We start from the raw sequence: 25,729 nt of genomic DNA, 5'->3' as shown, positions 1-25,729 counted from the left end.
ACATGTAGCATGTTTAATATTCTTTCCATTATAGATTTATCTTAACACCCACATAATAACTTCTTGAATACGGCAGCAACCCAGTATCAATTCCCTGATATAATACACTATTAGAACTAGAGAATTCAGGATCAGCTCCCAGATAATTGGTCCAGGTAAAAAGGTTATTGGCCGAAACCCAGAAATTTAAACCAGACACAACACTACTTTTAATAGGCACCTTATAATTAAGTGATAAGGTTTTAAAGCGCAGGTAAGAACCATCTTCAATCCATCTGTCAGAGAATCGGGCATTCCCCATAGGGTCTCCGTATGTAGCCTTTGGCATTTCGGTTTGTTGTCCCTCATAGAACCAACGGTTAGTCATGGCTGTAGATTGATTAATAAAATCGCTACCCGATTCTAACATCGCTCTTTGATAGTTATAAATATCATTTCCGTAAGAGAAGGTAAACAATGCATTAATGCTAAAATTCTTAACCGTAAAATTGGTAAAGAAAGATCCGTAGAAATCAGGATTTGGATCTCCAATTATTTGCTTATCATTCTCATCGATAATACCATCACCATTATCAACAAAATGCATGTCACCGGCACCAAAATAATGCTCTGTACCACTTTTATCAACCATTTTAAGGTTGGCTGCAGTAGCATCTGCTTCTGTGGCAAAAACTCCATTGGTTTTATAACCATAGAAAACACCTGCTGCGCTACCTACTGACGTTAATACATCAGCTCCATAGATAGAAGTAATCATATCTCCACCCGGTAAGGCTTCAATTTTATTTTGGTAATGACCAATCGAACCACCAGCTTCCCATTTAAAACTACTTAAGTTCAATACTTTTATATTGGTTGATACTTCTACTCCCATGTTTGACATCTCTCCTTCGTTAGACCAGTACATTCCATTACCAGCCACTTCAGGTAAATCTTTTAACATTAACAGGTTAGATGTATAACCTCTGTAAAAGTCAGCATTTAATGCCCAACGATCGTTAAAAAGAATAGTTTCTAACCCGGCACTTACTCTGGACGTTGTCTCCCATTGTAATTCTTTATTACCAATATTACCAAATACCAAACCATTCATTCTTTCGTAATAACGTATTGAAGAAAAGTAAGTACGCCCGGCATATGCGTCAATATCATCATTACCAGTTAAACCATACGAGGCACGTAGTTTTAACTGATCTACAAAAGAAGCACTGCTCATAAACTCTTCCGATGAAATTAACCAGGCTGCTTCTGCTGATGGAAATACTCCGAAACTATGATCTCCTAATTGAAATCCTTCTTGTGTTTCAGCTCCAAATACACTTGATCCATCAACAGCAACTGATGCACCTACAAAATAACGGTTATCGAAACTGTAATCTACCTTAGCATATGTTGACAGATAGTTGATTTGATCATGAATACCTACGGTATTTTTGTCAATCATATCAGGTAATAAATCCCTTCTTTGATCGGTACCTGTATTGTGACCTTCACCAAACGTAGATTCGTAATCTGTTGAAAGGTATCTGAAACCTAATAAAGAATTAACACGATGCAATCCTTTTTTATAACGATGATCTAAACGGGTATCGCTATACATAGAAATGTTACGCAGTTGCTGGCCTTGGAACATATTTTGCGACCATCCTACATTATCAAGATAAATATCAGCTACACCATTAATAGGACGGTAAAAAGTTTCACTGGCCTTTTCGTAGCTGTAATCAAAAATAGATGATGCAGTTAATTTATCATTTATTCTCCAGGTAGGCTTAATCGCCATGTTAAAACGATATTGCTTATTGGTATTTAATGCATTTTCAATTAATGCAGTTGGGTTGGTAACCCCAAAAATATCACTGTCAGCAGGATCTGTAGTAAGCGTTCCTGAATTAGTATATAAAAAAGGTGACAGATAAGGCGATTTAATTAAAGATGCATAGGTTGGTGAAGTATGAAACACAGCACCATCGTCTAATAAAGTGCGATTGGTATTGGTAAAACCTACATTTAAACCTAAATCAACATCATTTAATATTGAGATATCAGCATTAAAACGAGAATGCAAACGATCCATATCGGTAGTTTTAACCACGCCATTACTTCCGGTATATCCTACCGAGAAATTATATAATGCTTTATCATCACCACCGTTTACACTAATTTTATTACTATGGTACATACCTTCCTGATAAACCTGATCTTCCCAGTTGGTATTGTTATTATAGTCAGCGTAAGTAGATGTATTAGGATTAATATCCAGGAAAGGTAAATCATTAGCCCCTTCCGTTGGTTTTAACCCAAATCGGCTTCGCATTTCGGTTTCAGTCATAGAAGAAACCAAATCTGAAGCATAATTTCGCGACTGATTTACATTCATAACCGGCAAGGTATTGGGACGATCGATGTAACCATACATTGAATTAACTTCAATTTTGGTTGCCATACTTTCTCCTCGTTTGGTTTTAATGATAACCACACCGTTGCTTCCCTTACTTCCATAAATTGAAGTACCATCTTTGACAACACTCACACTTTCGATATCACTCACATCAATATTCATCAATGTGTTTCCAAAATATCCGGCATGTAGCGACTCTACATCATATTGACTGTTCCAGATTACACCATCAACAATAAATAGTGGTTGTGCATTGGCATTTACTGAATTTAAACCACGTATAAACATAGCATTACCAATACCGGTTAATCCCGAACGACCAATGGAACGCATTTCACCGCCTAAATTCGATTGAAGTAATTCATCAACAGAAGCAAATGAAGGAGGTGTAAAAACATCCATTGTACTAACAGAATTAGTCACCTTTGATGTACGTTCTTTTTTAGTCAGATTTTCCTTTTCGAAATATAGCTCGTTAAATTTATCTGAGTATAGTTCGATAACTAAATCGTTATTACCTCTAACAGCAACTTCGCGAGCATTATAATTAAAAGCTTTTACCAAAATTACTTCTGTATCTTCGGTAATACCTATTGAGAACTTACCTTCAGCATCCGTTGTGGCTGCCGATTCATAGTTTAGTGTTGATAACTGAGCTGCCACAATCGGTTCTTTTGTTTGAGCATCTCTAACCACACCGGTTAAAAAACGTACCTCATCAATCTCTGCAAGCATTTCACTCAGATCGTCCTGAGCATATACCGGGCTACCTACAAATAAGGTACATATTACAGCCATTGCCGACACGGCAAGAGCTTTATATAGTACTGTTTTTAACGATATTATTTGTTTCATTCTATTCATATTACAGTTCATACCTTATTCTGTAACTGGTTCTAACATTATACAGTCAATTCGCATCCTTCTTGTTAGTTTTAATTCCGGATCCGAAGCTTCTGCATCAGATACTTCATTAATAACTTCTAACTGAACCGGCAACTCCATATTTTCATAGGTATTGCGAACATTAGCCCATTCAAAGTCCCAACGTAAAGCATGCATCTTTGTCAGGCCATCCGCTTTTACCACATTATCTTCAGGAGTTACTCTTTGACGACGTACACGCCCTGTTTCTGAATTGATATACGTTAGTACAAAAGAGACCTTGGTCTCTAAAGTATCACCAGCAATTGATTCCGGTACAAATACACAAGATATATCGTAAGATGCTGATAAAATATCATTCAGCATAAAGGTTACGCTAGGCTTGGCACTTGTACTGATAGGCTCAACGTATAAATAGTAATTGTTAGAAATATCTAAATCAGATTCGTAACTACTTCGATAGTATACTTCACTATTTGAGTTTTCTCTGGAATCAGAATATTCTGCCTCCAACTGTATTTTTTTATAAAAAACAGAGTCTAAAAACGGCATTTGATCTGCAATATATACCAAACCATTACTCAGTTCTACCTGCTCTTTATTGGCAAATAAATCCTCTACATTAAAAAATTTCTTAATGGTTGTTGAAGCATAACTATTGGGTACACTGTAAGGAGTATAGTACCAGGCTCTGGATTGAATAGAATCGTATTGGGCAGGATTATCAATCTTACCCATAAAGGTCATGTTCTCAACAATTCTGTTCTTAGTATATTCATCAGCATACTTCTCACTTCCTAAATCAATAGGGAGATTAAAATACGGTTTAATACGATCATAAGCTTCCTGCCAAGCAGTATTAGTAGGTAAAATAGCAGTATACACACTATCTTCTTTATAAATTTCTCCAATCCAACTAAGAATTTCATTGGTATAAATAAAAACAGAGTCATAAACTACTTGTCCATTTTCATCAATATCAATTTCAGCACTGTTTATCGGATCAAATTCATAATTATCTTTACCAAAAATGTAATTTTTTAAAGAATCAAATCCTTCAGTCTCTCCGATGTATTCCTTAATATTATACAAATAAGGAGCATAACCATCCAACTTATGCACTAAACCATTGTTTAAAGGTACATTTTGCTGTGTAAGATTAGCATCTCCAAACATATAACCTCCGCCATTGGTTTCAAAATCGATATTCTTACCGCTTTGCATTTTAATAGCGTCAAGGCTTATACCAGATGTTCCGATTCTACCGCGAGTGATATGGTTTTTAACCAGATTCTCAACAAACAATTCATCGTTTACATCTATTCCTGCAAGGGCCTCATTGTTAGGGGCCCATACAGTAAAGACTTGCGGTGTATTTAAAATATCATCATAACCGGTTTGTTTAACCAGAGATGTGAAGGTGCTTAAATCGCTGTTAGCTTCCAGATATTCCATCATAGAAGTTTCAGCTCCGTCATAGATATCTTCTTGATAATGACTATCCCATTCATCGTTGCAGGCAGTAAATACAAACCCGACAGATATTAACAGGATTAAAGCGTTTTTATAAATTGTATATTTCATTTTTTCTTCAATTTGAATTTAGCTGTTAGTCAATACCTTCTGATTCTATAATTTCAATTGGTACAAACTCTAAGAAATCAAACATAAACTCTCCTTCTCTGGCAGCTTTTACCCCCATTACATGGGTTGTATCCTTATCAAAAGTAAAAATACCTAAGATTTTACGTAAGAAGTTAGGACTATTACGTGCTTCTGGTCCGTTATACCATCCACCATTTTGACTATCTTTAATAACCTTGAACGAAGCAGGACCTTTCATATAACCACGGTTACGCATCATTTTATCGTTCTCGTAACCTAATGGGTCACTATAGTTATCTCCAGGTTTCTCCCAACCAATTTTAGGATCATCAGCAGTTAAACGCAAATCTAATGGAATACCACAAGGTTTGCCATCCCAGTAAATTTGAGCTGCTCCCCTCCATATGGTTGGCTGCCATCCAAATCTAACTTCATATGTTCCGGCCGGAATCGGTAGAGTTGTAATTTCAAAATCATATAATCCTGATAAAAACACTTCATCTCCCTGGTAATCCAGGAAACGATCGTCAGATGATAAGTATCCGAAGCTGGTACCCGGAGCTACTTTCACTCTGTCGATATAATCATCAGTAAACCTCCAGCTTTCGTAAGGATAATCATCCCTTGCATGTCCTACCCTCATTGAGTTATTGGCTAACTCAGGGAAGAAACTGGCCGCATCCATACGTAAACGCTTAGTTGAAAGCAATCGACGAACTTCCTGACTATAAACTAGAATATTATCAATCTCGTGATAAACTCCGTTAATTGCATCATTATCGTAATTATCAGTCAGATTAATTTCTACACCCGGTGCGGTACGATTCAAAATATTATAAGGATCCTGAATTCGGGTTCTGTCAGTTCTAACCTCAATTAAAGTATTTGTATTCAAGGTTTCGAGATATTCGAACATATCGTATGCTTTTACCGAGTGTGTTTCTCCGGTTGTTGCATAGGTAGATCCTGTATTATCATATCTTTCAATTAAGAAAGCACGTGGTACCTTTTTATTTAAACAGTGATAGGCTACATAACGATATAAACTATTTCGTGGATTTGTAACATCCGTAATACCGGCATCTTCAGGGTAAGTAGCATCATATATAGTACTTGCTAAAGTCTTTAGATCTTCAATGTTATTAATACCATTATTGCGATAGGTTTGATCGCTCTCAGCAAAAATGGTAAAACCATATCTTCTCTCAAATGGTACACGGTTAATAGAACCATTACCCCCAGTTGTACCTTCACGCTCTTCAAGATCACTTGGCAGAACATATGATTCATCTTTAATAGGAGTTAATCGATCAGCTACACCGGTAAGCAATAAAGCTTCGCTCAATAAAGTAAAGTTTTCATCTTCTGAGATAGCTTCTACAACAGTATTTTCAGTAGGGTTTAATACTTTGTCGAGTACATGAATAATACCGTTATGCATTTCAACATCTTTCTCAGTAATTTTTGAGTCGGTATTAATATAGAAGTCAAAACTTCCACCTCCAGTTTCCACATCTGTTTTCAAATAACGGCCACTCATGGTTAACCTCGCCAAAAATCCAACCCCAAACTCACTGGTTTGAATATCGTAGTTTTGGATAATATGATCGTAAGCAATTTTTTGCAAACTATCTAAAGGGAACTGATCTAATGATGTACGCCCTCTCATTTGATAATACGCTTTCATTGCCTCATTATCGGGTAAAAAGCATGTATAAACACCATAAGCATTTAACAAACCTTTAACCTTAGTTGTATCTAGCAGTCTAGAGAATTCTGAAAACTGCTCAGGGTTTTGAGTAATATACTGACCAATTGTAAGTCCTTCGTTGGTATATATATTACCTACATTATCATCGTAACAAGAGGATAACATTACTGTAAACAGGAAAAGTATTCCTAAGTAAATAGTATTGCTACTCTTTAATAATTTCATTTTGTTTTTCCTTACACTCTTCATAACTCACTGATTTAATTACCGGATGAACTTCCAGAGTTAATTTCATAAAATGGATTTTGCTCAAGATTAGGATTCGCATTGATTTCACTAATATGCACTGGCATATACAACGCATCCATCACAGACATTTTAGCAGCATAATTTCCATCTCCTGAGAATTTATTCATAACATACCCTAATAATGGGTCTGTTGAATCTGCTCTTCGTGCCAAACGCATAAGATCATACCAACGTTTACCTTCCCACATAAACTCACGCTGACGCTCTCTTAATACGAGATTTCTTAGTAAACCTCCCTGATAATTGGCAAGTGTCAATGGATCATCTTCTGGATTAGAACGTAAAAATGTTTCATTCACTAAATCTAAAGCTTCTTGCTCACGTCCACCAATTTCAACCAAGGCTTCAGCCTTCATTAATAATACATCAGAATAACGGTAAACAATCCAATTCGACCAGTCTAGTGTATAGTAATAATCATTGACTGAAACATCCTCGTCATCTCCAAATGTACTTCTATATCCAGCATATTTAAATGGATAATACGCTTCGGCTGATCTCTGTATCATGTAATCATACTTTCGTATATCTTTTTCTCCTTCGGTTGTATTGGCACTAACCTGAAAAGTAAACGGACCACCATCTTGCATTAAGTTAAAAGGAAATGCCCACGATCCAAGTTCTGCACCACTCCATCCGATATTAGTCCTTACAGGTCCATTTTCAAGGTTGGATGATCGAAATTGAAGTTCAAATATACTTTCTTGTGAATTACCTATATAAAATACATCTTGTAACACATCTTCTGCCTCAACCAATTCATACCTCTCAGTATTAATTACTTCATCACAGTAATTCACAACGCTTTCATAATCGTTTCTCCAAAGCGCTATATCCGCCAACAAAGTTCTGATGGCATTTTTTGTGATTCGTCCTTTGTTTTGAGCACTAATATCAAATGACTCACGAGCCGTTCTTAATGCATCTACCAAATCAGCTGTTATATGATCCAGTACTTCGTCCTCTGTCGATTGTGGTACATTATAATCCTGAGTATCGTCAATACTAGGTGTATCTACCCAAGGAACATTTTCGAAAGTTCGAACAAGGTAAAAATAAGACAAAGCACGAATGGTTAACACTTCCGCTCTGGCAAACTGATATTTAGCACTTGTAAAGTTAGGATCTAAATCCATAACGCCTGGCGCGAAATACAACCAGTTATTACAATAGTTGATAGTACGATACATAGGAGCCCACCTTGCATATGCATTTGATGATGTAATATCCACATTAATCATCAAATACATATTCACTTCCATTTGCGATCCAAAAGTTACATTATCGCTTCTCAATTCACCCCATACCATGGCTCTGTCAAGATAATCGTATTCAAGCATTGAACGATAACAAGCATTCATCACCTGGTTTACCTGAGATTCTGTTTTCCAGAAATCTTCCAGTACCTGATCACTTTCGGGTTTTAAATCCAACCAATTAGAACATGACGTAAAACTAACTGATAAAATCAATCCCCATAACAATGAATAGATTGTTCGTATTTTCATTGTTCTTTTATATTGTGGTTCTTTCATCTTCATTAACCTGTTTTTTTTACAATTACTTCTTTTCATTCTGTCATTGTTTAAAAGGTTACAGATAATCCTATCATACAATCTCTGGATCTTGGTGTCTGACCATAATCTTCACTAATATCCATAGCACCATAACCCACTTCAGGATCAACACCTGTGTATTTGGTCCAAACAAAAAGGTTATTAAATGTTAAGAACAGTCTCAGGTTTTCGATATTCAGCTTCTCAAGCTTTTGCTTTTTAAACGAATAGTTAAAGCTTAAATATTTAAAACGAAGGAAAGAACCATCTTCTACATATCGATCACTACCTAACCAATTGTAACCATGCTGATACAATGCACGTGGCATGTCGGTAACATCACCGTCTTTACGCCAGCGCCAGTTTACCGAAGTACTTTGGTTATTGTAGCTATACATATTTTCGGCATTCATACGGTTTTTATTAATTACCTTATTACCATAACGGAAATTAAAGAACGCCGTCATACCAAATTGTTTAAATGTGATATTTGTACCAAAACCACCGGTTAACTTAGGGTTGGTATTACCTAAATACACAATATCCAATTCATCAATAGTACCATCGTTGTTTACATCTTCGTAAATAGCATCACCTCCACGGAACTGGTAGCGAATTCCTTCCTGGCCATAAGCATAATACATTGGCAGTGGATTACCTCTAGAATCGGTAATTACATTTCCATTACCATCACGAGCTACGGGAGCATTTTCCTGAACACCCTCGATGTAATCGTTGTATTGGTATACCCCTTTATATTTAAATCCATAAACAGATCCAAAAGCATGACCTTCCTGTATACGAGTCAAATAAGTTCCGTTAGCATAATTAAAGTCTGCATTAGTATTGTTTAAGATGTCGTCACGCAGCTCTACAATTACATTTCGGTTATTGGCAATATTGAAGTTAAAATCAACTCGCAAATCTTGTGTTTTAATAAGATTATTGGTTTGAATATTAATCTCATACCCTTGGTTATCCATTGTACCCACGTTTTGATAACTTACTCCTGTGTAACCAGATGATGATGCCACAGCCAAATCTTTAAACAACAAGTCTTCGGTATGACGCTTATATAAGTTTAAGTCGAATACAAGCTTATCATTCAATAAACCTATATCCATACCCAGGTTGTATTGGGTTGTTTTTTCCCATCTTAAATCATCTAAACGCATATTAACCGGGCGGCTGGCTGTTTCTCCCATATAGTTGCCATAATTTTGGTAAATACTATAGTGCAAGTACTCACGCCCCGGAGTGTTACCTCCAATACCCCAACTTGGGCGAAATGCCAAGAAGCTTAGCCATCGGCTTGTACTTTGCATAAAAGGCTCATCGGAGATAATCCATTTAGCCGATACAGCAGGGAAGGTACCGAATTTACGATCTTTACCAAACTGTGTACTACCATCACTGGTAATCGTTCCTGATAGTACATACCTTGATTTAAAGGTATAGTGAGCCCTACCTAAGAAAGACACACTGCGGTATGCCCAACGAGAACTATTATAGTCAGCACCTGGCAAAAAATATCCGGGTATAGTTGAACTAACAAAGTCGCCTGGTAAGTTGGTTTTACCTATTGACTGACTGGATCCGTTACCTGTTCTGATACGATTTTTACCCTGAATCATTAAATTATGATTAGGATTAGAAAAACGTGACTGCCAGGTTATGTTGTTTTCAAGATACACACCAATGGTTTCCGAATCTTCATTAAAACTTCTGTTCACCTGGTTATCCGACCACACTGAGTTAGTAGCCTCACCTGGGAGGAACATATTAGTTCTGGTATTATTAATATCGAAAGACATAATTACATCATATCTCAAATATTGTGTTTCCGGATTTAAAATATCGTAGAACAATCTGAAGTTAGGAATAATACGATAATTCTTTTGGTTATTCTTTCCTAATCGAGCCAAAGCTACCGGGTTGGGTAAACTCTTCTGCTGTGAATTTAGTTCAGAATTAGGGTCAATATTATAATAACTACCAGTGTTATTACCATAAATATCTTGCTCATAAACACTCACATTAGGCATCTTTTGATAGGCAAACCCTAATATTGAAGTTCTACTATCACGTTCAGGATATCTATAATTTCTATCGTTATCGGTAAAGGTAAAAGCAATATCAGAGCTAAATTTAATACGGTTCGACACATTGTACTCGAAATATGCCCTGGAAGAAACACGATCTAACTGCTGACCAATAACAGTACCTGTTTGAGTTAAGAAACCACCAGATACACGATAACGAGCTCTTTCGCCACCACCACTAAGACTTAAAAAGTGGTCGTGCTTAAATCCGATTTGTGTTACTTCATCAACCCAATTAACATTATTATTAAAGTTCTGATATTCTGAAAAATTAGGATCATACGCCAACTCTCTTACATTAGCTGCTATCTCACTTTGATAAGGATTAAACAAAGCTTGTTTCATCATCATGGTATAGTCATCCCCATTTAGCATATCTAATCCTTGTGGCTGCACAATACCGGTTAAGCGATATGAATATTGCAAACGGGTAGGTCCTCTAACCCCTTTTTTAGTTTTGATAACCAAAACACCGTTGGCACCTTTCACACCCCAAACAGCAGTTGATGCCGCATCCTTCAATACTGTAATTTCCTCGATATCATCTGGATTAATACTCAATAAGGTAGCAAATTCATCTTCTGTAGCATTGGCAAAATCGAAGTTTGGATCTACATCCATTTCAAAAGGCACATCGTTAACTACAATTAAAGGCTCAGAGTTGGCATTAATAGATGTAGTACCACGAATACGCATAGAAGAACCTGAACCAGGGTCACCTGAATTGGCCACAATATCCAAACCAGCAATACGTCCCTGTAGCGCATCATCAATAGAAGTAGTAGGCATACCTTCCAACTTCTCCATACTAACAGACTGTACAGCACCAGAGATCTCTCTTTGCGGAATAGAGAAAGAGCCTTCACTATGCCTTTTTTCTGCAACAATAGCCACCTCAGTTATGGTCTGCTTGTCTTCCTGCATGGTTACGTTTACTACCGTTTCATTACCAATTGCACGTGTAACACTCTTAAAACCAATAAAGGAAAATACAAGAGAATTATTGGTATTCTTAACTTGTAGCACATACTGCCCATTAAAATCGGTAATGGTAGCAGCAATAATTCTTTGTTGATTATCCGTTTCAACTACCGTGGCACCAACGAGGCCTTCCCCATCAGCATCAACTACTTTCCCACTAACCACAATATCTTGTGCCATGGAATTGAATGGAAACATCACGATTGCCAGTAATATGACAATTATATAGTTTATTTTCATATTCATTTTGGATTTATTCAAACTTCAAGACTCTATCTATTTGGTGAATAACAGCAGTAGAAGAGGTAATAATTTCAGAAGAGGTAAAGCTATTGCTACCCGATCCTGAACCGTCTATTTCTCTATATGCACTTGGATTACCATTAAAAACATAGTCTCGAGCCATTATATTATATAATCCTTCATCTTTCTTAACTTGTGCTGTACTTTCATTATCATCAAGATTTTCAGTTGTTAAGAACAAATCATTACCATCTTGTACAACCCCAATTTTGAAGTACTTATTAATGTATGTACCATATCTGGTATCATAAATTGGTTTATCCAAGTTAATGGTTGATGACTGATAAGTGTTGTTAACAGTAGGACCACCAATAAAAATTGAATTATCCTGGAAGTGATATCTTAAGAAACGTTCCATTTTTTCAATCTCAGCCAACTTCTCTGTTGCATCTTCAATAGCATTAATCTCTTCCCATGTCTTCAATTCGCCAGAGTCGATTAACTCCTGAATAGCTTCATTTGTTGGAACATAAACTGTATAATTAAAGGTATTAAAGAATCGGATATTATAATCAATACCATAATAGTTAGTTCTTCTAACAAACACAACCGAGTTAGATGTACTTGGAAATCCGTTTAATAATTCATAAAATTTACTAAACTGTGGTGTCTCACTAAGAACTTTGTAAACTGATCGAAGTGGCGTTTGTAATGGTTTATCAATTAGATAAGTATTACCATTAGCCTGTTCAAAAACACTTAGTACACTAATATCTGTATTATTTACCAAATCATTACCTGCCTGAACTTTAAGATTAGTTCCGGAACCCGAAATCTTAAGAACATTGTTTTCTTTAGTGAAGTAAAAGTTCTTTCCGTTTTCAACATCATCTACCACAATATGGTTATCTAACATATCAAGCAGACGATTAGATAAGAAGTTGGCATTGGTAATTACATTAATTGAATCACCAAATTCTCCAGTTGCTGCATCGTAAGCATAAACAGTTGCATTTACAGTGTTTGTTTCATTGTTATACCAATACTTTAATGCCCCTTTTACATCTTTAGCAAATGCAAACGGATCGATATACCTTGAGAAGAAATCATCTGAAGGAACAAAGAATGAATATAAGTTCTCTAAAGAGTTAAGGTATAGTCTAAAGTCATTTTGACGAATAGCCCAGTTAAACACTTTGGCTTTTTCACCAAATAAAACCGGTCCATAAATTGATACATAATCATCTGGAGGATAAACTCTATTGGTATGATACACCAAACCGTTTACCGCAATATAGCTACTCTCTATATCACCTGTTGTAATAGGCACTGCAGAGTTCTCGGTATCTTTCATGTCATCAAACTGACTTGGAACACTAGCCATAAAAGAATTTCTTAAATGACGGTTCATAAACAGAGTGATAATATCATCCGGAATATTTTCCCATGAACCATATCTCTCTTTAAGAATACGTCCGGCACCTTCGTTAAAGTACTCATCCATTGCAGCATCAGTTGGTACCATCATGGTTCCCATATCGGCTTGCAATCTTGATTGTGAGTAATCATTCGCTCCTGGTGAAAAATTTAATAAATAATCATCTAAATCAAGCAGTTGACCATTCATCGTGTAAGAGAAATTCTTTTGCAGATAACTCTTTACATAAATGGTATCGGAGAAACCAGGATTAACCAGACTATATTCCTCTGTAAGATCGTAATCAGGCTGATACCACGTATAACGATCAAGTAAATCGGAAAAAATAGTTGTTTCTGGATTTTTATGAATATGTTCTGCCATGTTATCACGAGGAATCATTACATCCTCCAACACATGAATATATCCGTTTTTACAAACAATATCTCTTTCAACCACCCTGATATCAAAAACATCAGCATCGTCACCACTGCGATCCTTACCACTGATTACCTTATAATCGGCATTTGAAATACCATTAGTAGTTAGCATCTTTTGGAAGAAATACACAATTGGAGATGCGGAATTATCTTTTACCACATACATCCCATTTCTAAAATTATTTTCCCAAACATTCCCTAGAGGACCAGATTTAGGTACATCCTGGTAGGAATCAAACAGAATACTATCACTGGCAGTATTAGCTGTTTGTCTTCTCATAGCAGTACCATATACAAGCGTACCACCATCATTGTAATTAGATAATGTTTCTATTAAATAAGCATTATCAATCATACCAAAATTTAGAATCAACTTCTTTTCAGCTAATGACAAATCATTATAAGAAGTTACATTCCAAGGATTGTTTTGAAAGAAACGACTGAAGGCTTCATCGTTTGCAACAAATAGTGTTTTACTACCTGTTTTTGACAATACCTCATCATATCCAACATCATCAATCAACTTTACAAATGTCTCATAGTTACCAGCGTCTTCTAAATACTGATAAATACTCGCCCCTAACCACTCGGGCTCATTTTTATCATAAAAGAGCTCGTCATCATTACAGGACATAAAATTAACGGCTATCAGCAACATTATTGCAGAAAACACTGCTTTGCTGAACTGCCATTTTTTAAATCTATTTTTCATCCTTTGAATTACTTTCATAATACACTTTCATAAAATTACGGACAGTTATTACACGACTATTATTTAATTTTCTTACTTTTTTAAGCGACAGCTTACTTTGTTAATTTTAACAAAAACAAAACTACCCGAAGACTGTTAACATTTGTTACATTTTTTCGATTTTTACTAATCTAAATTTGAAAATTCGATGAACAAATGTTTTCAACAACCCTACAGGAGCAACTGTATTTAATTGATTTTCTTCACTTTTGGATCATCCATACAATCTGAATGATAGAATTGAGTAGGATGCAAAAATAAAATATTTAATACACATACCCATTTTTTATTTAATTTTTATTAATTAATTCCTTCAAAACCTTTAAATCAATGCAATACAGCGTTTAAAAATGTTATTTTTTGTTAAAGCAATATTAGATGTTTCGCCAAATAACAACTGTCATTTTTTCGTCATTAACACCGACAAATTCTTCATATTACCATTTTTTGAAAGTGATTATCTACACTGAAGCCACTAGCAGTCATATTTATTCTATAAAAAAAAGAAGAATTAACATTAAGCTAATTCTTCTTTTTATAAGGTGTAGATTTCAGAAAGTTTCAACTTACATCCAAAATCTATAAGTTATCTATTTTTATTCTTTCACTATTTTGATCGGAGTACTATCTCCAATTTTTATTAAATAAACACCCCTACCAAGATGAGACAGATTAACAGAACGCATCGCTTTTACTTGCATTATTGTTTGACCTGAAATATTCATTACCTCAATAAGCTCCTCTTTTTCCAAGTCGAAATACAATATGTCTTGTATTGGATTAGGATAAATATTAACATTCTTAATTGCACCTGTATTTATTCCGGTTGGTTGATTGTCGGACTGATCCATGATCATCCATCCCAATTGATCTTGAGTAGTTGATGATAAACCTGCTGACATTTCACGAACCCTTGATAATTTAAATTCATTCGCTACATCATCCGCAGTATATCTAACTGTTGATGCGAAAGAGTTATTAACAGATAATAATGTTGTAAATACAACAGGCTCCTCATATGTTTCATCATATTCAACCGAAACTGGTGTAGTAACAATTCCTGAACCTTCAGCAGTAGCTCCAACAGTAACTCTTTTTTCTCCAATAGCTCCTTCACCAGGCTCAATGGCAAGGAAATCAATTTTTTCGCCAAAAGGTGTTGAAGTTATGCTTTCTTCACTCAATAAACAGACCTCAAATCCGGTAGTGGTTACATTTTGAATCCCTACTGTTGTTGGAAAGATGGTTCCATTGCTTACCTGTGTGCAGAAAACTACAGGTACCACATCAAAGGCTTGAGTAAATTCAATCGAAACCCAATCTCTACGCACACCTGTAACCTGTGCAACTTCACCTTTCAGACCGCCAAAATCATAGGTGCCTTCTTCTATTGCCAGTAATGCTACATCATCACTTTTTGAGATGCCTGTTGTCAAATACGACCACGGTTCAAAGTGAAATTTAAATGAGCTAGTAGACACACTATTTACTCTTTGTGTCATAGGAAGTACATTATTGTATGATGTAGCTCCCATAATAACATGCGGTGTTGTTGAAAATCTCTCTGAAAAATAACAAGTTGTCCAGTCTGAATTGTTTAATTTCATCTGACCAATTTGAAGAGATTCCGTTCCACCGGACTGGAAATATACAACTTCATTGGATGACAAAAATGCCCCATCACTTTTAAGCAAGCTTACCTTATAGGTCACTTTACCTCTATTATCCGGATTTACAGGATCAATAAAATAGGTAACACTAACATCCTCGCTGTAATATATTTCTTCATAAGCACCATCATTTACCTTCTTTTCTACTTTATATGCCTTACTCAATTCTCCATTTGGATCATCCCAATCTAAACGCATTGAATTTGAAAGAGATAAATGTCTTGAGTCAAGCGAAGGTGAAACGTAGTTCCAGACTGGAACTATTTCATACTTCCCATTATAAGCAATTGGAGCATTATGGTCGCGATAGTATTCTCCAAACGGAGTTAAAACCACATCATATCCATCTCCATTTTGATATAATACCGGAGCATCAGCAATCCAATCTCCACGTTGATCTCCAGATTCTACCCATCCTAAATAGGTATCATTAATGGTTACAACCATTGCACGACAGTCCTGAACCCAGTCATATAAATAATAGCGCTCAACAAACGAAGTTGTATCCAGCATATGAAGTATTTCCTTCATATTATTCAATTGTCTGTTTACATTATTAGTTGTTGCCAAACGAGTATCGTTATCAGGCCACCATTCAGATGTCCAGTTAGCCCCATTATTCATTTCAGTAATCCAAATCGGACGACCTCCACATCTCTCATGATAATCTTTTAATGAGCTATACCAACTTGATGCTGAATTCTCCCAATAACTATGTACCGCAATAAAATCAGTACGATAATTTAAATCTTCACAAGCTGCAACAAAATCAAAAAGGTTTTTACCAGTATTACCAGACCAGGCATTAGCATAAGCCGGTGATCCAACTCGTAAACCTGAACCATACATACCCGGCCAGATATTAATCATATCGGTATAAGTCATATTCGACTGATCGCTTTGATCAGGCTCGTTGTAGCCTAATAAATGAGTAATATCCTGCTTATTATTAATGGCATCCCATCCCGGCCATCCACCATTCTGGCGAATAGCGGCATATTCATAATCTAAAGAACTTGAACCACCAATATTCCAATCGTAATAAGCTGTACCGTTTATTTCATTAGGATTCCATCCTGCTTTACCTTTTTTAGTTACCCATTGGTGTTTAAAAACACGTATAAAAGAAACAGAACCAGATAACTCCTGAGGCATATCAATTTCAAGATCTTGTTCGTGAGCAATAAAAACTCTACTATACCCTGAACCATCTGCGTTATTTGCAAAAGTAGCCTGATACCCTCTTTTTAACTTGAAAGATTTGATGGCATTATCAAAATCACCTAAGATATTATGATAGGTATGTATACTGTATTGATTTGACTCTCCGGTAAATTCTTCACCGGTATAAACTGTTAACGGCTTAAAAACAGATGAATGCGGCATCAAAACAGCTCCATGCGCATAAATGGCAATTCTTCCATTGGTTCCGTTCACAAAAGGAGAACCATTTACCAATACACTACCTAAATAATTATTGGCCACAACTGACGGTTTTATATTATCGAAAAACAACCAGGCATCCTCATGATCTAACGAAACAGTACTATTGACAAAAGGTGCATCTTCTGATGTTATGTGCAATTCCGTATTATCTGTCAAAACCCTATCTTCATCAACCAACTGAACTACTGTCTCAACATTGGGTGCAAGATAATCGTATGTTACGAAAATTGATTTCGATAATGAACCACTAGTTATTACAATATCCTGATCAATTACATCACTGGAACCTTCATAGGTAGCAGTAACAGTAACTCCACACTGAGCATCAGCGGCACTGATCGATGTAACATCCAGCACTACTCCATCCGGCGCTGTTAATGAGATATTATTCTGAAGAGAATTTCCTGTTACAACAAAAGAACTTGTCTTAGTTGAAGCTGAAAATTCTATTTCAGCCACTGAAACAGATAGTGACTCTTCTGTGTTAGCTTCAATGGATAAATTAGTTATACCATACCATACTCTTGCTCCACTGAAAGTAATGTAATACAGCCCTCCGGTTTGATCTGTAGTAAAAGACAATTCACCTCTTCGATACACCGTTGTATTATTGGTTGTTGTAAAGGTTTGTGAGGCTATATGTCCAGTCTCATCCTTGGTAGTACTGATACCAGCTTTTAAGTTTTGTGGTGCAGTGCCACTACCTCCTATTAAAAAATCAAATGAGAAAGTATAGAAAGTACAGGGCTCCAATGTAACCGGATAGCTATATACCGAATTCATATAGGTATCATGATCGTATCGCAACATTAGTTGACGCGTAGTTGATGTGCTTCCATCAACTTCATTGGTATAGCCGGTATGCCCACCGGTAACATCATAATCGCGAAAACGACATCCTCCATTACCATTGGCTACTTCCCAAGGTATAATATCTGCATCGGTATTATCCCAACTAACATCATTTGGCTTGGAATTAGCTCCGATAACTCCGTCACCATCCCAGGAGGATATTATATTCTGGCTGGTTGCCATATTATTACCAACAAACAACATGCATGTTGATAATAAAACAGACAGTAAATGTTTTTTCATAATTATTACTTGTTTTTAGTTACTAATTTATCTTCCCTACCTTATCTTTAAAGATAACATATACAATTAACAGACTAAGTCAATTAAAAATGCTTACTCTTTTAAAATTATCATGGGTGCAAATTACACTCCACACATTTAATAACTTTTAACAAATCAAAAAAATAGTATAAATTTTTCCTTTTTTAATATCAACAACAAAACTTCAAAACCTCATTAAATCCTCAACATCTGCCTTTTACACAAACACATTCAATTGTATACAAGCAAAACAATGTTAATAAGTATTGTTTGATATTATTTACAAGAATCTTTTAAACGATAAGAGTTAACGCATTAAAAAGCCGGCGAAATAATAGATTTAATCCGCCGGCTTTTCTTTATTATTCGTTTTTTTATTTAAACTGCTCGGCTTTCTCTTTCTCACCTAGGCGCGTATATATATTTGATATAGCTGGCTTTAAACTAGTTTTACCACCATCATTATAAGCTACCAACAAATATTTTAAGGCTTCACTGTATACGCCCTTTGCTTTATCCAACGAATTCAGGTAGTTAGTATAGTCTACCCTACTAGGTGATTTTTTCGATTCATATTTTGCCTTCTCTTTTTTAAACATGATCGAACCTTTCTTATACAAGTAAATTCCGGCTCCCATGTTGGCTCCAATATGCTCAGGCTCGATTTCTAAAATCTTAGAAAAAACTTCATAAGCTTTATCTTCATCTTTCAATTTTTGATAAGCCATACCTTGATAATACAAATATTTTGTATCCTCAGGGTAAATCTCATTTAAAGCTGCGGCTTCTTTCAGCAATGCTTCGTATTGCTTAGTACGAGAATAATGACTAGCCAGACTTTGCGATATTTCGGTTTTAAAATCTGGAAAAGCTTTCATTTTTGCATGAAGAGCCCATTCATAATTTTCGGAATCATCTACACTTTTTGTTAAATTTATTAACTGATCGTAAATATCCAATCGAGGCACATTATAACTAATAGCACCCTTGTAATTCTCAATTGCCTTTGCAGGTTTATTCAAATTTTCGTACGAAAGTCCGGCATAGCTATATGCCATTGCCATATCAACACTATCCTTTCCCTCAGCACTTAATACTTTAGAACTCATTTCAATTACCTCATCATACTTTTCATCCAAAAAAGTAGATTTAATGGCATTTAATTCATCACTCATTTCTTGTGCTCCTACCCCCAAACACAGTACTAAAAACAGGGAGCTTACAATAGATCTTATCATTTTAATTTATGTTTTAATTTCATTTTTACAATTTCAAAGGTAATCACTTTTAAAAAATATTAATAGTAGATAAATGCAGAATACTGTCATTTCGTACATCAACATCTTATTCAAATGTCAATATTGATGGATTTAACAACTTTTCAACATTACAAATAACGTTTAATGCACGTAAGTATATCGATTGTTGTTTTCATGATATTTTTTGTCGATTACGTTCTATAATTATCAAATAAATATCATTTATCATATTAATACATTCTAACAAGTCCTCCATCCTCAATTAACTTTGTTTAACAACCTTTAAAGGTGTTTTTATAGTTCTAACCTGGCCTCCTTGGGGGCATTTTATTAATTAATTTTTAATCTAAATCATTATCTATGAAAAGAAGTTTATTTTCTTTTTTAACCATTTTAATGACATTGTCATTAATGGTACCAAATCTCATCTGCGCCCAAAGCGGATATGCATTACAATTACCTGGCGGAAACGGAAGCACAAGTAATGTAGATATCTCAGGATTAAACATCACAACCTTACCTTACACAATAGAAATGTGGATTAAGCCTGATGGAACTCAAATTGATAATACCGGAATAATTTACCATAGAGGAACTGGCAATACAGGTATTCAGTACAGTTCATCATGGCAGGGATCTGGTAAACTCCGCTTCATGACAAATATTGGAGGTGATTATGGAGTTGTTTCCGACAATGTAACAACCGACACTTGGCACCATATTGCTGTGACCTTAACCTCAACCTCCAGAACTATATATTTAGATGGAGTAGAATACAAACAAGATGGGAGTTATAGCACATATGATTTCTCAACAGGCAATATGTATTTAGGTTGGGACAGCGGAGCTGAAAACAGAGCCTTTAAAGGATTGATTGACGAGGTCCGTATTTGGAATACAGAAAGAACAGCTCAAGAATTGGAAGACAACAAAAGCCTTGTTCTAAATGGTAATGAAACAGGACTAGTTGCTTATTATAACTTTGATGACATGAGTGGTAGTGGAGCTACAGATTTAACATCGAATGCTAATACTGGAACAATAAATGGTGGCTCATATTATAATGTTATGCTGACAAAAAGTGTTTCATCATTTATTTTTTCTTACCAAAATCTGACCCAAACTTTTAGCATCAATGGTATTGATTTAATAAGCGATATTACACTAACACCACCAACTGGTGTATCCTTAGACAAAACAAGCATTACAGCAGCTGAAGCCAATGCAGGCCCAGTAACCATTACAGCAACTGCAACAACTCAGTCAGGCATAAATGGAGACATCGTAATATCAACTCCTGATTATGCTGACCAAACAATCTCATGTAAAAGTGGTATTGCAGAAGGTGTTTACTATCACATTGGTCATATTGCATCCTCTCTTTACGTTGGTAATAATGGAAGCGATAATCCTGCAGTAATGACCATTGATCAGGCTGATGCCAGTCAGGTCTTCCGTTTTGATGCTATTGGCGCAAATGAAACTTATAGCATACTAGATGGAGATGGTAATTATTTGCGCGGAAGTGGTTGGACCACATCTTACACCACTGCCTTAGATGGTAATAATACAACCTGGGGTTTAAGTGGTGATTATTTTACAGCTGGTAGAATTAGAGTTTTAAGTAGTGCTTACATTGCTACAGATAACAATACCAGTGGAAACAGGCTATGGTGTGACAAAGCCTCTAATCACGGAAATGGTGAATATGCTTTATCCGAAGCTCAGGCTGTAGTAATCCATTACATTGACGGAGATGCCAATGAATTAAAATTACCTAATGTACATCTAGATGGTCTAATAACCGGACAAACCTATACTGCCACAACAGATGACAAAGCAGACTTTACAGTTGGTGAGGTAACTTACACTTATGGTGGAACGTCAACTGAAAATGTTACTGTTACTGATGGCAATGCCAACATTTACCTGACATACGACATTAAACCTGTTTCATCGGATGCCACACTATCAGCCATTGCTTTAGATTACGGTACCCTGGCTCCTGCTTTTGATCCGGAAATAACAAGCTACATTGTATCTATTCCTGATGGAGTTACTTCAATAAATGTTACTCCAACAGTAAACGAATCTAATGCTACAATTACCAATGGAGGTGGCGCTATTGATGTATCTACATCTGAAGTTTCTGAGACTATAACTATTACAGCCGAAAATGGAGTTACTACCAAAGAATACACAATCATTTTCACTAGCTGTTATGAGCCTTTCTTTACCGACAGGGAAAACCTAGTACCAGACCCTTTATTCTTTGATATAGGAAATTATGGCGGTTGGGGACACAAATCAGTCACAACTGATCCTACTGAAGTTTATTGCGGATCATCTAGTTGTAAATTCACAGCAACTACTCATAGCTGGCCTGATGGTGCAGCATTAGACTTCACACCAGCATGGAAAGGCAATACAACCTATCGTGTACGTTTTGTATACAAAACTACAGACGGTAGCTTGGGTATTATAACTAATAGCGGTGTTTCACCATTTGGAATGGAACTAATAGACACTAATAATGAATGGGTTCAGGTGGATACTTTCTTCACAACTTTTGCATCACCGGCAGCTTCATTTATAACCATTAATAACCTTGACCAAGGAGCAACAGGCTACAATGCATTCATTGATAATTATGAATTGTATGAGGTAAACAACAATCCAAATCTTTCTGATTTAACAGTTAATACAGGAAGTCTTACTCCTGCTTTTGCAACCGAAACCACCGAATACGAATTAATTGTACCGGAGGGAACTGCCAGCGTTAATTTAAGTGCGGTATTAAGTGATGCCAGTGCTTCCGTTGTTGGCGATGGCTCTATTACATTGGTTAATGGCGAGGCAACTGCTAACATAACAGTTACTGCTGAAAGTGGAAGAGAAATGACATATACGGTCTCTATTTCTTCTGTTTCGAAAGATGCCAGTCTGTCTGCAATTTCATTTGACAATGCAACTTACCTTGTACCTGTATTTGATTCTGAAACCTACGAATACAAAGCTATTGCTCCAAACGGAACCACAAGTGTAACCATTACACCTACAACAACCAGTTCTGCTGCAACATCAACAGGTGAAGTAACGCTTGATCTGCAATCAGGCAGTGCTTCTACAACTATAACTGTAACAGCAGAAGATACTGATTTTACAAACGATTATATTATTAACGTTGTAGTTGATGATCACAGCTGTTTGGTTCCATTATTTAATGATGGGCGCACTAATCTTATTCCTGATCCATATATGTCAACTATAGATGATTATACAGGTTGGGGAAATCGAGCTTTAAATTACAATCAAGATTTTGTTTATTGCGGTGCAGTTAGCGGTTATGTATGGGGCTCAAATGGTGGTTCATTAAATGTTGATTTAACTGGATTACTAAAAGCTAGTACCTCATACATGGTGAAAGCAATGATTTATGTGGAGAACGAAGGTCAATTCCAGATTGGTGTTGATAATGTAACAAGCAGCCCTATAGAAACACGCACCACTACAACAAACCAATGGGAAGAAATTAGTTTTGTTTTTACCACAGCTGATACATATGGCGATAATGGTTTAATGTATTTTAATAACTACGGAATAGGTGGAAACGTAGGTTATATCGATAACTGGGAAATGTACGAAGTGTCATCTGATGCCACTTTATCGGCTATTAATATTGATGGCAGCCTTATAGATGAGTTCGCTTCGGGAACTACAAATTACAACATTGACGTTCCTGCTAACACCGAAAGCAGTGTAATAACAGCTTCTACCAACGATGCAAATTCAACCATTGCCATTACTAACAACGGTAATATTGACCTTACCTCAGGAAGTGGTACAGCTACAATTACAGTAACTGCTGAAAGCGGAGACGAAGTAACGTACACTGTTAATATTTCAGTTCTTTCTGATGACGCAACTCTATCGGCTATTAATATAGACGATAGTTTGGTCGATGGTTTTGATGCTGCTACAACAACATACAATGTATCTGTTGCTGCAAATACAACAAGTGTAAGTATTGCAGCTACTGCAAACGACACCAAAGCTTCTGTTGCCATTACAAACAGTGGAACTATTGATGTAACTTCCGGAAGTGCAACGGCAACCATTACTGTCACAGCCGAAGATGGAACTGAGATGATTTACACTGTTAACATCACAGTTCTATCTAATGACGCAACTTTATCTGCCATTAATATTGATGGAGTCTTGATTGCAGATTTTGATGCAGCAACTACAAGCTACGATATTATTGTTCCTGCAGGAACAAGTGGCACTACTGTTTCAGCTTCTGTTAATGATCCTAAGTCCAGTTTAGCAATCACTGATAATGGAACAATTGATTTAACATCCGGTAGTGCAACAGTTGAAATTACCGTTACTGCTGAAGATGCAACTACAAAGACTTATACTGTTAATATCACTGTTGAAGTTCTTTCTGATGATGCTACCTTATCAGCCATCAACGTTGACGGATCTTTAATTACCGGCTTTTCTGCTAATACAACTAGCTATAATATTACGGTTGCAGCAGGTACAACTAGTGCAACAATTACTGCTTCAACTAATGATTCTAATGCCTCATTAGTTATTCCTAATAATGGAGTGGTTGATCTTACATCAGGTAGCGGATCAGTAAGCATAACAGTTACAGCCGAAGATGCTACTGAACTCACCTATACGGTTAATATCATTGTTCTTTCTGATAATGCGACACTATCAACCCTTTACATCGATGGAGATATGATTGCTGGTTTTGATCCAGCTACAATTAATTATAACGTAAGTGTAGCTGCAGGTACTACAAGTGTATTAGTAAGTGCTTCTGCTAATGATGTTGATGCAACTTTGGCAATTACTAATAATGGGACTATTGATGTAAGTTCCGGAAGCGCAACAGTCGAAATTACTGTTACAGCTCAGGATGGTTCATCTATGACTTACACTATTAACATTACAGTTCTTTCGAATGATGCTACACTATCCGCTATCAATATTAATGGTGCTTTAATTTCTGGTTTTGATGCGACGACTACAACTTACGATATTACTGTTGCCGCAAACACATCAAGTGTAAGCATTACTGCTACTGCAAGCGATGCTAAAGCTTCTGTTGCCATTACAAACGGTGGAACTATTGATGTAACAGCTGGAAGTGCAACCGCAACCATTAACGTTACAGCTGAAGATGGTACAGAGATGATTTACACCGTTAACATTACGGTTCTTTCAGACATTGCTACATTATCAGCAATCAACGTTGACGGTACTTTAATTGACGGTTTTGATGCGGCTACAACAACTTACTATGTTACTGTTGCCGCAAACACATCAAGTGTAAGCATTACTGCTACTGCGACCGACATTAAAGCTTCTGTTGCTATTACAAACGGTGGAACTATTAATGTAACATCTGGAAGTGCAACCGCAACCATTACCGTTACGGCTGAAGATGGTACAGAGATGATTTACACTGTTAACATTACGGTTCTTTCAGACATTGCTACATTATCAGCAATCAACGTTGACGGTACTTTAATTGACGGTTTCGATGCGGCTACAACAACTTACAATGTTACTGCTGCAGCGAACACAACAAGTATAAGCATTACTGCTACAGCAACCGACGCTAAAGCTTCTGTTGCCATTACAAACAGTGGAACTATTGATGTAACATCAGGAAGTGCAACCGCAATAATTACCGTTACGGCTGAAGATGGTACTGAGATGATCTACACCGTTAACATTACGGTTCTTTCAGACATTGCTACATTATCAGCAATCAACGTTGACGGTACTTTAATTGACGGTTTTGATGCAGCTACTAC

9 protein-coding genes are annotated in these 25,729 nt (G+C 36.2%); 1 reads left to right on the top strand and 8 read right to left on the bottom strand.

Features of this window, described 5'->3' with window-relative positions:
- Positions 1-28: 28 nt before the first annotated feature.
- The 8 genes from KEM10_RS15125 to KEM10_RS15090 form a co-directional block, all read right to left on the bottom strand.
- Positions 29-3,256: a SusC/RagA family TonB-linked outer membrane protein gene (locus KEM10_RS15125; protein WP_212216871.1), complete on the bottom strand. Its 3,228-nt coding sequence runs from the start codon at positions 3,254-3,256 to the stop codon at positions 29-31.
- Positions 3,257-3,280: 24 nt separating this feature from the next.
- On the bottom strand, positions 3,281-4,870 hold the full coding sequence (locus KEM10_RS15120) for a fasciclin domain-containing protein (protein ID WP_212216870.1): 1,590 nt from the start codon (positions 4,868-4,870) through the stop codon (positions 3,281-3,283).
- Between the two features lie 25 nt (positions 4,871-4,895).
- Complete coding sequence (locus KEM10_RS15115) at positions 4,896-6,851, bottom strand: fasciclin domain-containing protein (RefSeq protein WP_212216869.1); 1,956 nt, start codon at positions 6,849-6,851, stop codon at positions 4,896-4,898.
- An 11-nt stretch (positions 6,852-6,862) separates the two neighbouring features.
- Complete coding sequence (locus tag KEM10_RS15110; protein WP_212216868.1) at positions 6,863-8,485, bottom strand: RagB/SusD family nutrient uptake outer membrane protein; 1,623 nt, start codon at positions 8,483-8,485, stop codon at positions 6,863-6,865.
- Between the two features lie 11 nt (positions 8,486-8,496).
- Complete coding sequence (locus tag KEM10_RS15105) at positions 8,497-11,790, bottom strand: SusC/RagA family TonB-linked outer membrane protein (RefSeq protein WP_212216867.1); 3,294 nt, start codon at positions 11,788-11,790, stop codon at positions 8,497-8,499.
- Positions 11,791-11,803: 13 nt separating this feature from the next.
- Positions 11,804-14,362, bottom strand: coding sequence for a fasciclin domain-containing protein (locus tag KEM10_RS15100; protein ID WP_212216866.1), 2,559 nt, complete (start codon positions 14,360-14,362; stop codon positions 11,804-11,806).
- Between the two features lie 635 nt (positions 14,363-14,997).
- Positions 14,998-18,612, bottom strand: coding sequence for a glycosyl hydrolase (locus KEM10_RS15095; RefSeq protein ID WP_212216865.1), 3,615 nt, complete (start codon positions 18,610-18,612; stop codon positions 14,998-15,000).
- A gap of 395 nt (positions 18,613-19,007) precedes the next feature.
- Positions 19,008-19,871 (bottom strand): tetratricopeptide repeat protein, encoded by an 864-nt coding sequence (locus KEM10_RS15090; RefSeq protein WP_212216864.1) that lies wholly within the window; start codon positions 19,869-19,871, stop codon positions 19,008-19,010.
- A gap of 381 nt (positions 19,872-20,252) precedes the next feature.
- Here KEM10_RS15090 and KEM10_RS15085 point away from each other — a divergent pair.
- Positions 20,253-25,729 (top strand): cadherin-like beta sandwich domain-containing protein (locus KEM10_RS15085; RefSeq protein WP_212216863.1); only part of this gene is annotated, 5,477 nt, incomplete at its 3' end.

It is taken from the genome of Carboxylicivirga linearis (assembly GCF_018271995.1).
GTDB lineage: Bacteria > Bacteroidota > Bacteroidia > Bacteroidales > Marinilabiliaceae > Carboxylicivirga > Carboxylicivirga linearis.
Note: the sequence above shows the minus strand (reverse complement) of the source record. Positions and strands in the feature narration are given on the sequence as shown.